We start from the raw sequence: 12,372 nt of genomic DNA on the forward strand, positions 1-12,372 counted from the left end.
TTCACCCGGCTCGGGTGCTCAGGATGCCGGGGAGTTCGGCGCCTTCCCGCGGTGCGCGGGCACCTCGGCGACGGGCTGGCCACCGCGCTGCTGGCCCGGGAGCGGACGCGAGCGCCGGCCGTAGATGAGCTCCGACGAGTCGAGCAGCCACGGGACGAGCGTGATCGAGACGCCGTGCACGAGCATCAGCTGCTGCGCGAGGCGACGCGATCGGCGGTTGTGGAGGATCGACTCCCACCAGTGGCCCACGATGAACTGCGGCAGATAGACCGTGACGACGGCCGAGCCGTGCTTCTCGCGGTAGCTCTTGATGAAGGTCGTGACCGGTGACGTGTACGTGCGGTACGGCGATTCGATGATGACGAGCGGGATGGGCATGTCGTGCGCCGCCCACTCCTTCTGCAGGCCCGCGGCATCCTCCTCGGTGATCGCCACGTGCACCGCGAGCGTCTTGTCGTGCTTGGCGGCGAGGGCGTAGTCGATCGCCTTCATGACCGGCTTCTGCAGACGGTTCACGAGGATGATCGCGACGTCGCCCGACGAGCCGAAGTGCACGTCGTCGTCCATGCGGATCTCGTGCTCGACGTCGCGGTAGTAGCGGTTCACGCCGAGCATGAGCGTCGCGAGGATCGGGATCGCGATGAACACCAGCCACGCGCCGTGCGTGAACTTCGTGATCGTGACGATGAGGAGCACGAGCACGGTGAGCGAGGCGCCGAGGGAGTTGATCCACAGGCCCGTGATCGCGGAGCGTCGCTCGTACCGCGCGCTCTGCTGCCGCGCCGCCTCGGGCGACAGCGCGCGAAGGCCGGCCAACGTGCGGCGCCAATGGCGGACCATGCCGATCTGCCCCAGCGAGAACGACACGAACACGCCGATGATGTACAGCTGGATCAGGGTCGTCAGGTTCGCCTGGTAGACGATCAGCACGCCGATCGCGACGATGCCGAGGATCACCATGCCGTTGGAGTAGACGAGACGGTCACCGCGGGTGTTCAGCGCCTTGGGGGCGTAGCCGTCGCGCGCGAGCACGGCACCCAGCAGCGGGAAGCCGTTGAACGCGGTGTTCGCCGCGAGCAGGAGCACGCACGCGGTCGCGGCCTGGATGATGAAGAACGGGATGCTGCCCATGCCGAACGTGGCGGCGGCCACCTGCGCCATGAGGCTCGGCTGCGGGAGCGTGCAGTCGAAGCCGATGAGGTTGCAGGGGTTCTCTGCGTAGTGCACGCCGGAGAGCAGGGCGAGGAGCGTCAGCCCGACGAACAGGGCGATGGCGATGCCGCCCATGAGCGTGAGGGTCGTCTGGGCGTTGCGGATCTTGGGCTTGCGGAACGCCGGCACGCCGTTCGAGACGGCCTCGACGCCGGTCAGTGCGGAACAGCCGCTCGAGAACGCGCGCAGGACGAGAAGGATGAGCGCTGCTTGGGTGAGCGATTCCGCCTGCACCCCGTAGGCGGCGCTGGAGGCCTCCGGCACGTCGCCGAGCACGGCGCGACCGAGGCCGACGACGATCATGATGCCGACCGACCCGATGAACAGGTACGTCGGGATCGCGAAGACCGAGGAGGCCTCGCGGACGCCGCGGAGGTTGACGATGACGATGAGGATGACGAACCCGACCGCGATCTCGACCCGGAAGGGGTTCAGTTCCGGGAGCGCCGAGATGATGTTGTCGACCCCGGATGCCACCGACACCGCGACCGTGAGCACGTAGTCCACCAGCAGAGCGGCGGCGACCACGACACCGGGCACCTCGCCGAGGTTCTTGCTGGCGACCTCGTAGTCGCCACCGCCCGAGGGGTACGCCTTGATGAGCTGCCGGTAGCTCAGGACGACCACGACCAGCAGGATGACGACGGCTGCGGCGACCCAGGGGCTGAGCGTCAGCAGGGCCGTTCCTCCGATCAGCAGGATCATCAGCAGCTCCTGTGGCGCATAGGCCACGGAGGAGAGTGCGTCGGAGGCGAAGATGGGGAGGGCCATCTTCTTGGGGAGGAGCTGTTCGTCGAGTTTTTCCGACGTGAGAGGCTCGCCGATCAGGATGCGCTTGGCCATCGGCGTCGGTTCGCCGGGCTCGCGACTTTCGTCAGTCACGGCGCGCGACATTACGCGCACTACCGCCCGTACGCAATCTGACCCGCGGCGCGTTCACCGGCTGGTAGTCATCCGGCGAGGTGCACGGGTGACCGTAACGGTGAGAACTCCGTGGCCTCGGGCACTATTCCCTAGGCTCGCCGGGTGCACAACATCATCGGATCGGGGAGCCTGGCGATCTTCCTCGGAGGCGTCGTGGCGTTCCTCGCCTTCGTGCCGTTCGTGGCCGTCAGCTACCGACGGCGCGGGCGGCTGTCGTTCGGCCGGACGCTCCTGTGGGCGGGCGCGGCGGTGTATTTCTGGGCCATCTGGACGTACACCCTCGTCCCGATGCCCGACAGCGACGCCTACCGCTGCGCGGGGAGGAACCTCCGCCCGTTCCAGTTCGTGGACGAGATCCGGGATGCCGTCGCCGTGTCGGGGCGGTATCTGACCGATCCGGTCGTGCTGCAGGTCGCGTTGAACGTTCTCCTGTTCGTGCCGCTCGGATTCTTCCTGCGCGTGCTCGGCGGGCGCGGCATCGTGGTCGCCGGGCTCGTCGGTCTCGCGATCAGCGGAATCATCGAGACGACCCAGCTGACGGGTGTCTGGGGCGTGTTCCCGTGCGCCTACCGCGTCTTCGACGTCGACGACCTCATCGCCAACACGTCCGGTGCGCTCCTGGGATCCCTCGTCGCGTTCGCCGTGCCGCGGAAGCACCGCGGACTGGAGAAGTCCCCGGATGCCGAGATCCCCCGTCCCGTCACGCGCGGCCGCCGGGTGCTCGGCATCCTGTGCGACGTGGTCGGCATCGGACTGCTCGGCTCGGGCGTCGCGGTGGCGCTGCAGGCGGCGCTGGTCCTCCTGTTCGACGACCCGGGACGCACGGGTGACCTCGCCTCGGCGGTGGGCACGGGCGTCGGCGCCGCCGTGTGGCTCGTCGTGATCCTCGGTACCGGGCGTTCGGTGGGCGACCTCGCCACCCGCGTGCGGTACACGAACGGCGTCCTGCCGACCTGGCTCGCGCGGGTGCTGCGGTTCCTGACCGGCGCGGGCGCCTACACGGTGCTCGAGGGCCTCCCGGCGCCGTGGTCGCTGCTTTCGGTGGTGCTCCTCATCGCCACGATCGCGCTGCTGTTCGCGTGGCGCGACGGACGGGGCCTCACCGGCTGGATCGGGCGCCGTCGGCTCGTCGACGACCGCGAGGGCGTGGTGAGTCCGACCGTGGACGCCGGAGCGGCTCCTCGCGCGGACCACGATCGATGACAAGGATTGCCATCTCTCACCATGACGTCATGCGGGTCGTTTCGTCGAATGCTGCCGACGACGACATCGCACGAGCGACCGACTATTGGGTTTCGCACGCCTCCCCGCTCCGTGGTCCCTGCTGTGCATCGCGAGGATCGCGCCGCCGGCCGCTGGTGAAGCGCCGCTGAGCGTTCGGACGAGAGGCGGACGAAGTCCTGCCCCGCACCTCCCGTCAGCCAGCGGTCGCGTCACCTTCGTGTCGTTCGCCTCTGGAAGGTTGCCGCCGTCTGAGCAACCAAGGAGCGAATCAGCATGAGAATCAAGTGGACGGCGCTCGTCGCCGCAGTCGGAATCGTCGTCGCCGCCGTCGGCGTCCCCGCCGGGGCGGCCTACGCCGGCAGTGGCACGACGAAGCTGGGGGTCTACGAGCTATCGGTGACACCCAACGGCTCGGCCGTGTTCGACAAGGCCGGAGTGGCGGGAACGATGAAGTTCAAGACCGCCCCCAGCTCGCAGATCCCGACCGTGGAGGCACGGGCGGGCGAGACCGAGCAGTACTACCTCACCCTTCCGGGTGGCCTCGAGTTCGCATCCGGCGCCGAACGCTCCGGGATCTGCGTGCCCACGCCCGGGATCGTGACGATCGCCTGCCGGATGGACCCGGATCGCCGGCACTTCTACATCGACTTCACCTGGAAGGGCACGATCCAGCGCTCCGCGTCGCCCGATCCGCGGATCTCGTTCCCGGTCGTCTCGACGGGGCGCATCACGGGAACGGCGCGGGCGATCTACAAGCCGGTGCCCAACGTCCGAACCGAAGCGCCGTGCACCACGGCCGCCGTGCCCGCGGACGCCGAGCCCGAGGCCTTCGACGTCATCAAAGCCCTGGCGAAGGCCTACCCGAATCAGAATCTGAACACCGACGATCTCGTCATGAACGTGCGGTCTGCGCGGATCCTCGATCAGAAGTTGGAGCAGACGGACAAGGTCGTCGCGAACGCGCTCGATGCCGACAACAGGACCGCCGACAAGCAGACCTGGTCCACGCGGAGCAGGACCGAGACCGTGACGTCCACCGCGACGGTGACCAATGAGCACAAGGCGTCGACCGCGGGGAAGGTGGGCAACAGCTTCAAGATCACGATCATGGAGATCTTCGAGACCTCCGTGAGCTGGGAGCTCGGATTCTCGGCGGAGAACTCGAACTCGACCACCGAGACCAAGACCAAGACCGAATCGGTGACGTATCCGTCGCAGACGCTGATCGTCCCGCCGAACTACCACGGCAAGATCGACTACATGCTCACGAAGGGGCGCGCCACCGGCAAGATCGAGTCGATCGGGGAGTTCGGTGGAAAGATCGGCATCTCCAACTGCGACGGATCGAACTGGCGCACCATCGGCGTCGGTGAAGCCTTCCGCAAGGCCTCGGGATTCCTGCCGTCGTGGGTGCATCCTGACGGAACGTTCACGTGGATGTCGCGGTTCACCGCAGACGCCGCGGCGAAGGAGTTCATCAGCGCCGAGACCTGGCCGATCCCCGGCACTTCGGCATCCAAGAAGGCGCAGAAGTCGCTCAAGGTCGTGAAGAACAACGCGGACGTCACCCTGAACAAGCGGTAGCCCTTGCCCTGGAGGACGGAGATCGACCCCCGCGCCGGGCTGTGCTCTGCGCGGGGGTCGATCCTCGCTGCCGTGACGTCGCTCAGGGCGTCGCGCGGAAGCCGTAGGTCGCCGCGCCGAGTGCCTGGAACTCGGCCGTCGTGCCGGAATCCAGGACCTTGGTGTTCGTCGTGCTCCCATCGAGCACCGCCGACCGGACGGCGACGTTCGCGGCGTGGTGGTTCATCGCCAGGTAGTTGTTGCTCCCCGATTTCACCAGGACCATCGTCGGAGCCGCACCCGAGGGCAGGACGTTCGCCGGCGGGACGTCGAACGAGAAATGGTTCGTGACCACGGTGTTCCCGCTGCCGCGCAGGTGGATCAGCCCGAAGAGGTCGTCCTGCGGGGCGGGGACGCTCTGGAACGGCGGGAAGCTCTCGCGGTTGCGCAGGAAGTGGTTGCTGCTGATCAGGTTGTTGTCGCAGGTGCCCTCGGTCGTGATCATGCCGGAGAAGAAGCTGTGCAGGCGGTTCGCCGTGACGCTGCTGTTCCCGCAGTTCTTCAGGTGGACGCTGCTCTTGCCGCGAGGGAACACATTGTTGCCCGAGATGAGCAGACCGAAGTGGCCCTCGGCGAAGATCGAGAACCCGTAGGGCCCCGCGCCGACGAGGTTGCCGCTGACGAGGCTGGCCTGTCCGGATGCGACGAGCTCGATGCAGCTGCCGCACTCGGCGATGAAGTTGTTCGTCACCGCCAGCGCGTCGGCGCCCGTGATGACGAGCCCGCGCTGCAGGTACACCAGGCCCATCCCGGCAATCCGCAGGGAGTCGGTGTCGCTGGTGGAGCGGATGCCGATCTTGCCGTTGGTGTAGCTGTTCTGGTTCGGCGTGAATGAGACGCCGTCGAGGCAGAAGTCGATGAACTCGATCGAGCTCAGTCGCGGCGATCCGGAGCGCTGGATGAGGAACGCCTCGGCGTTGCCGTCGGTGTTCTCGACGCGGATCCGGCTGCCGCCGGGGAAGATCTCCCACCACGACGACGTGTCGCCCGCGTTGTACCGGATGCTCGACGAGGTGAAACCGTGGCCCGAGCCCTTGATCTGCAGGTAGCTGATGTCGATGACGGCGCGGGTCTTGAGCGAGTAGTCGCCCGGCGGGATGTAGATCACCGCTCCGGGCTTCGACGCCTGGGAGGTCTGCGTCGACTTGATGTCGGCGATGATGCTGTTGATCACGGCGCCGATGTCGGTGGAGGCCGTGATCGTCGGTGCGGAGGGGATCGTCCAGGTCGTCACGTCGTAGATGGTCGAGGGCATGTCGGCTCCTTCGCCGTTCGGGTCGTTCGCTTCAGAGCACGCCGAGCAGCGTGCGGTGGGGTCGTGGGGGTGGCGTGTTCGCGGCGGCGGGGGCTGCTGCGCCGGCCGTGGGTGCCGCGACGGCGGGGCGGGCGCCCCAGGTGCCGACGGCGCCGGCCGCGAGGGCGATGGTGAGGAACCCCCGCCGGGTGAGTCCGCCCGCGGAGGCGGTGGCCGTCGGCGCGAGTCGGCGTGAGCGTATGCGGGTCATGGTTCTCCTTCGAGCCAAATGGATTTGGCATGCAGCCTCGAGGCGAGAGTAGAACGGGCTCGCGGGGCGGGCAAGCGCCAAAGACTTTGGCCTCCGGCCGCGCTTGACGGGTGCGGCATACGGCCGTTAGCTTCGTGCCAAGACGATTTGCCAAAACGTATTGGCGGAGACTCCCACCCGCACTTTCCCGAATCACTCACGAAGGAGTCGAAGTGATGAAGCTTCGCACGCAACAGCAGACCGGACTCGTCCGGCGCGCGATCGGACCGCTCGCCGTCGTGGCGGCCGCGGCCGTCGTCCTCACCGGATGCGGTGCCGGCGGCGGCACCGGTGCAGCCGAGGAGGATTCCACCCTCACCGTCGTCGTGGAGGGCGGCGGCAAGGCCGAGCTCCAGCCGATCGCCGACCTCTACAAGAAGGAGAAGGGCACCGACGTCACGCTCGTCGAGCTGCCCTACGACGGCCTGTACGACCGCATCCAGTCCGAACTCCAGGCCGGCACGCCGTCGTTCGACGTCGCCGCCCTGGATGCCATCTGGCTCCCGGCCTTCGCTCCGGGTCTCGCCCCCCTCGACGACCTGTTCACGGACGACGTGAAGAACGATCTCTTCGACGGTCTCGTGGGGGAGTCGCAGGTCGACGGGAAGCACATCGGGATGCCGGTGTGGACGAACTCCGAGATCCTCTTCTACCGCACCGACCTGTTCGAGGACGCCACCAACAAGGCCGACTTCCAGGCGAAGTACGGCTACCCGCTGGCCGCCCCCACCACGTGGGAGCAGTACCGCGACGTCGCCGAATTCTTCACCCGTGACACCGATGGCGATGGAACCGTCGACCTCTACGGCACCGACGTGAAGGGCGCCGTCGAGACCGAGTGGCTCGCCACCGTCTCGCAGGCCGGGGAGTCGCAGATGGTCCTCGACCCCTCGAGCGGCGACGTCACCATCGACGACGCGAAGCACAAGGCGGCTCTCGACTTCTACATCAGCCTGCTGCCGTACGCGCCGTCCGGTGCCGCCCAGCTCGACTGGGCCGGGGCGCAGAACCTCTTTTACCAGGGCAAACTCGCCATGATGCGCTTCTGGGGCCACGCCTACCGGCAGACTCCGGCGGATTCGCCCGTGAAGGACTCCATCGGCGTCGCGCCCATGATCGGCGGACCCGGGGGAGTGGCCGGGGTTCCCGGCGCCTGGTACCTGTCGGTGCCCGCGAGCGGGACGAAGCAGGATGCCGCGAAGGACTTCATCGCGTTCGCGTACGAGCACAACGACCTCGCCGCCGACACGTCGCTGGGACTCGTCGCCCGCAAGAGCGCGTTCGAGTCGAAGGCCGACGTCGCCGGGTTCGAGAACTACGGGGCCCTCGTGAAGACCCTCGAAGCTCCCGGCTCCGCGCCCCGCCCGGCGACGCCGGAGTGGCAGGAGATCGTCGACTCGGTGCTCGTGCCGATGCTGCAGAAGGCCGTCGAGCCGGGAGCGGACACCGCCAAGCTCCTCTCCGACGCCAAGACCCAGATCCAGTCGATCGTCAACTGACGATCCCGTTCGAAAGCACCCCGTGGAGACCATCGCTCCTCCCGCCCGCGACGGGGTGGCCCCGGCCGCCCCGTCGCGGGACGTGCCGGCGGCCCCGCGTCGGCGCCGCAGCAAGGACGCCGGAGACCGGCGCTTCGCCCTGGCCCTCATGGCCCCGGCAGCGCTGTTTCTCGCTGTGTTCGTGCTGTGGCCGCTCGTCCGCTTCGTCTACGACAGCTTCTTCGAGATCTCGCCGTTCGCGGGAGCCGGTCGCACATTCGTCGGGCTCGCCAACTACGCCGCGGCCTTCGGGTCCGAGACGTTCCAGTCGGCATCGATGCGCACGGTGGTCTACACGGTCGTCGTGGTGACGGCGGAGTTCGTCCTGGGACTCGCCGTCGCCCTGCTCTTCACCGCTCTCGGACGTCGGTCAGCGGTCTTCCGCACGATCTTCATGTATCCGCTCATGATCGCCCCCGTCGTCGCGGGGCTCCTGTGGCGTTTCCTGCTCATCGACAACTTCGGCATCGTCAACGAGCTGCTCACCCGTGTCGGCATCCTCTCGGATCCGAGCCAGATCGCGTGGCTGAGCGATCCGCGCATCGCCCTGTTCTCGGTGGCGGTGCCGGACATCTGGCTGACGACGTCGTTCATCACGCTCGTGCTGTTCGCGGGACTGCAGAACATCCCGGGCGACGTCATCGAAGCCGCCCGCATCGACGGGGCGCGCTACCCCCGCATCCTGTTCAGCATCATCCTTCCGCTGCTGCGGCCTGTGATCGCCGTGGCCCTGATCGTCCGCGGCATCGACGCGGCGCGGGCGTTCGACATCATCCTCATCCAGACCGACGGTGGGCCGCAGAACAGCACCACCACCCTCAGCCTGCTGATCTACCGCACGATGACGCGCTTCGGCGACCCGGGCCTGGCGAGCGCGATGGGCACGGTCTACCTCGTGGCCATGCTCGCCGTCGCGATCGCGGCCGTCCTGCTCATCTGGCGTCCCGGAGGTACCGCGCGATGAACCCCCTCGAAACGGTCGGCCGCAGCCGCGTGGTGCTGTGGGCTCTGCTCGCCGTCGCCGTCGCCCTGTACGGCTTCCCTTTCCTTTACCTCCTCCTGACGTCGTTCAAGACCCCGTTGGATGCCATCGCCGTCCCGCCCACGGTCCTCCCCGGCGTCTGGACGCTCGAGAACTACGTCTCGGCGCTGTCGCGCGCGGGAGTGCCGGCCGCCCTGGTCAACAGCGTGGTGACCGCGGTGATCTCGACCGCCCTGTCGCTCCTGTTGGCCGTACCGGCGGCCTACGCGATCACGCGGTTCCGCACACCGAGCGGTCGCGTGTTCATCCTCGCGGCCCTCGTGACCCGCATGGTTCCGACCATCGCCGTCGGAGCGCCTCTCATCGAGGTGATGCGATCGCTGGGCCTCACCGACACCTCGTTCGGGCTGGCCCTCGCGCACACGACGATCTCGCTGCCGTTGTCGATCTGGCTCATGGCCAGCTTCTTCGAGGCGGTGCCCGATGAGCTGGGCGAGGCCGCCGAGGTCGACGGGTGCTCGCGACTCCAGGCGATGGTGCGCGTCGTGCTGCCCGTGGTGTCCGGGGGGCTCGCGGTCACGGCGATCTTCGCGTTCCTCGCCTCGTGGAACGAGTTCCTGTTCGCGCTGCTGCTCACCTCCGTGCGAGCGCAGACGACGCCCGTCGTCATCGCGAACTTCCAGACCCAGTTCGGCCTCGACTGGGGTGGCATGACCGCGCTGGCGACGGTCTACTCGGTTCCCGTCATCCTGCTCACGCTGTTCCTCCAGCGGCACATCGTCGCCGGTCTCACCCTGGGTGCTGTGAAGGGCTGACATGGCACTCGCAGATAAGGAGAACTCGCCGATGCCTCCGCGCAACAACCGCTACGACGTGACCGAATGGCCCCATGGCGACGCCGCTCAGGACATCGGCGCGGTGATCAACGACATCCTGCGCGACGTCAAGGAGCGCCAGCAGGGGGCCGACGTCGAGGACGGCGGTCGTCCCGGAGCCGTCATCCAGATCCCGCCGGGCGACTACCGCCTGCGAACGCAGGTGGTCATCGACCTCAGCTTCGTGCGCATCGAGGGGGCGGGGCACGGGTTCACGTCCTCCAGCATCCGGTTCAACGTCCCCGAGTCCGAGTGGGCGGGGTTGCACGAGCTGTGGCCGGGCGGAAGCCGGGTCATGGTCGATCTCGTGAACATGCAGTCGGACGACGAGGCATCCGGAGCCGCGTTCCTCGTGGCGCGCACGGGCAGCCCGCGGATCAGCTCGGTGGAGTTCAGCGGTTTCTGCATCGACGGTCTGCATTTCACCGCTCCCGGACCCGACGACAATGTGGAGAACTCCTACGTCAACGGCAAGACCGGGATCTTCGTCCGGGATGCCAACGACTCCTTCCGCGTGAACGGGATGGGGTTCGTGTACCTCGAGAACGCGCTCACCATCTACAACGCCGACGCGCTGTCGATCCACGACAACTTCATCGCCGAGTGCGGGAGCTGCGTGGAGCTGCGCGGGTGGGGGCAGGCGTCGAAGATCACCGACAACCTCATCGGCGCGGGGTTCGCGGGCCATTCCATCTACGCCGAGAATCACGGCGGTCTGCTCATCACCGCCAACAACGTCTTCCCGCGCGGGTCCAGCAGCGTCTCGCTCCACGCGGTGACACGGTCGAGCGTCACGAACAACCGCTTGCACTCGTTCTACCCCGGCATGGTGGTCCTGGCGGCCGGCAGTTCCGAGAACCTCGTGGCATCCAATCACTTCCTGCGCGACCACGAGCCCTGGACCCCGTTCCTCGGGGTGGAGGGACGCTACGACGACGCGTTCGGCCTCGTGAACGTCGACGGTGCCGGCAACTCGATCATCGGCAACCACTTCTCCGAGGTCGTCGCAGCGTCACGGGTCCGGCCGGACGGTGCGGCGCCCGTGATCGTCCGACTGGCCGCGGGCCGCGGCAACCGGGTGTCCGACAATCACGTCGTTGCCTCCGACGTCGACCCGGGCTCACAGGATTCGGCATTCGAGGCGCAGGTCGAGGCGTTGCTGTCGACCGCGGAGGCACGGCCGCTCGCGGTGGTCGCGGTGCGCGTGGACGCGGCATCCACCGGCAACACGATCCTCGACTCCGGGACCGAGGACGAAGTGGACGCCGACCTCACGGTCAATGCGGTCCGCTTCACACCCGCCGTCCGGACGTCGCACAGCACCGTGCCGGGGCAGAAGATGGTACGAACGTGAGGGGGGCGACGATGACCGAGACGCGGCTGACCGAGAAGACGGCGGGGATCCGTGACGTCGCCGCGCGCGCCGGGGTGTCGCAGACCACCGTCTCGCACGTGCTCAACGCCACCCCGCACACCCGGGTCAGCGAAGAGACCGCCGCTCGTGTGCGCGTCGCGGCGGAGGAACTCGGCTACCGTCCGAACCGCCTGGCCCGTGGCCTGCGCACGCAGGCGTCGGAGATGATCGGACTCCTCACCGAGGAGATCGCGACCACCCCGCACGCCGGTCGCATCATCCTCGGGGCGCAGGAGGAGGCGAGCCGCCACAACCTCACACTGGCGATCATCAACTCCGAGCTGAACCCCGATCCGGAGGTCCCCCCGGTGCAGGTGCAGGCGTTCCTCGACCGCCAGGTCGACGGCATCATCTACGCCACCGTCTACCACGACGAGATCGTCGCGCCCGAAAACCTCTCCGCCCGCCCGGCCGTTCTCATCGGCGCGCGCGACAGCTCCGGCATCCTGCCCGCCGTCCTCCCCGACGAACGCGCCGGGGCCGTGGCGGTCGTCGAGATGCTCGTCGCGCGGGGGCACCGCCGCATCGCCTTCGCCGCGAGCGCCGAAGACGTCCCGGCCACCCGCGGCCGCCTCGGTGGCTACCTCGAGGCGATGGCCGCGGCGGGGCTGCCCACCGAGGGGTTGGTCGCCGAGGGGAGCTCCGACGCCCGCGGCGGCTACACCGCCACGAACGCCCTCCTGGATGCCGGCCCTACGGCGCTGTTCTGCTACAACGACCGGATGGCGATGGGCGCCTACCGGGCAGCCGGGGAATGCGGGCTGTCGATCCCCGGCGACCTGTCGGTGGTCGGGTTCGACGACCAGGCGCCGATCCCCGAAAGCTTGTTCCCGCCCCTGACCACCGTCGCCCTCCCGCACTACGAGATGGGGGCGTGGGCCGTCGACGCGTTGTACGCCGTCGTCAGCGGGTCCGGCGAGCGGGCGACATCCTTCGCGCCGACACTGCTGCCGTGCCCGCTCGTCGAGCGCGAGTCGGTTGCGGCGCCCCGAGCCTGACCTTCCCCCCTCCCCCTTCCGGGACCCTTCCTTCGGAG

10 protein-coding genes are annotated in these 12,372 nt (G+C 68.1%); 7 read left to right on the forward strand and 3 right to left on the reverse strand.

Going from position 1 to position 12,372, the window contains the following annotated elements; translation table 11 throughout:
- Positions 1–18: 18 nt before the first annotated feature.
- Positions 19–2,106: an APC family permease gene (locus tag P8R59_RS07020; protein WP_431606881.1), complete on the reverse strand. Its 2,088-nt coding sequence runs from the start codon at positions 2,104–2,106 to the stop codon at positions 19–21.
- Between the two features lie 132 nt (positions 2,107–2,238).
- On the opposite strand from P8R59_RS07020, the gene P8R59_RS07025 reads away from it, so the two are divergent.
- Complete coding sequence (locus P8R59_RS07025; protein ID WP_278103325.1) at positions 2,239–3,339, forward strand: VanZ family protein; 1,101 nt, start codon at positions 2,239–2,241, stop codon at positions 3,337–3,339.
- 294 nt (positions 3,340–3,633) lie between these two features.
- Positions 3,634–4,944, forward strand: a complete 1,311-nt coding sequence (locus P8R59_RS07030; RefSeq protein ID WP_278103326.1) for an ETX/MTX2 family pore-forming toxin — start codon at positions 3,634–3,636, stop codon at positions 4,942–4,944.
- An 82-nt stretch (positions 4,945–5,026) separates the two neighbouring features.
- Here the strand turns inward: P8R59_RS07030 and P8R59_RS07035 are convergent, their stop codons facing one another.
- Together P8R59_RS07035 and P8R59_RS07040 are read right to left on the reverse strand one after the other, a co-directional pair.
- On the reverse strand, positions 5,027–6,238 hold the full coding sequence (locus tag P8R59_RS07035; RefSeq protein WP_278103327.1) for a NosD domain-containing protein: 1,212 nt from the start codon (positions 6,236–6,238) through the stop codon (positions 5,027–5,029).
- Positions 6,239–6,269: 31 nt separating this feature from the next.
- Positions 6,270–6,488, reverse strand: a complete 219-nt coding sequence (locus P8R59_RS07040) for a hypothetical protein (RefSeq protein ID WP_278103328.1) — start codon at positions 6,486–6,488, stop codon at positions 6,270–6,272.
- Positions 6,489–6,703: 215 nt separating this feature from the next.
- Here P8R59_RS07040 and P8R59_RS07045 point away from each other — a divergent pair, with 215 nt between their 5' ends.
- The 5 genes from P8R59_RS07045 to P8R59_RS07065 all read left to right on the forward strand — a co-directional run bounded on the left by P8R59_RS07045 (position 6,704) and on the right by P8R59_RS07065 (position 12,334).
- Positions 6,704–8,026, forward strand: a complete 1,323-nt coding sequence (locus tag P8R59_RS07045; protein ID WP_278103329.1) for an extracellular solute-binding protein — start codon at positions 6,704–6,706, stop codon at positions 8,024–8,026.
- A 148-nt stretch (positions 8,027–8,174) separates the two neighbouring features.
- Positions 8,175–9,029: a carbohydrate ABC transporter permease gene (locus tag P8R59_RS07050; RefSeq protein ID WP_077051371.1), complete on the forward strand. Its 855-nt coding sequence runs from the start codon at positions 8,175–8,177 to the stop codon at positions 9,027–9,029.
- Complete coding sequence (locus tag P8R59_RS07055) at positions 9,026–9,862, forward strand: carbohydrate ABC transporter permease (protein ID WP_278103330.1); 837 nt, start codon at positions 9,026–9,028, stop codon at positions 9,860–9,862. The genes P8R59_RS07050 and P8R59_RS07055 overlap by 4 nt, the downstream gene beginning before the upstream one ends.
- A 1-nt stretch (position 9,863) precedes the next feature.
- Positions 9,864–11,276, forward strand: coding sequence for a NosD domain-containing protein (locus P8R59_RS07060; protein ID WP_278103331.1), 1,413 nt, complete (start codon positions 9,864–9,866; stop codon positions 11,274–11,276).
- Positions 11,277–11,287: 11 nt separating this feature from the next.
- A complete protein-coding gene (locus P8R59_RS07065) occupies positions 11,288–12,334 on the forward strand; it encodes a LacI family DNA-binding transcriptional regulator (protein ID WP_278103332.1) in 1,047 nt (348 codons plus the stop codon).
- Positions 12,335–12,372 lie beyond the last annotated feature (38 nt).

Source organism: Microbacterium proteolyticum (genome assembly GCF_029639405.1).
Lineage (GTDB): Bacteria > Actinomycetota > Actinomycetes > Actinomycetales > Microbacteriaceae > Microbacterium.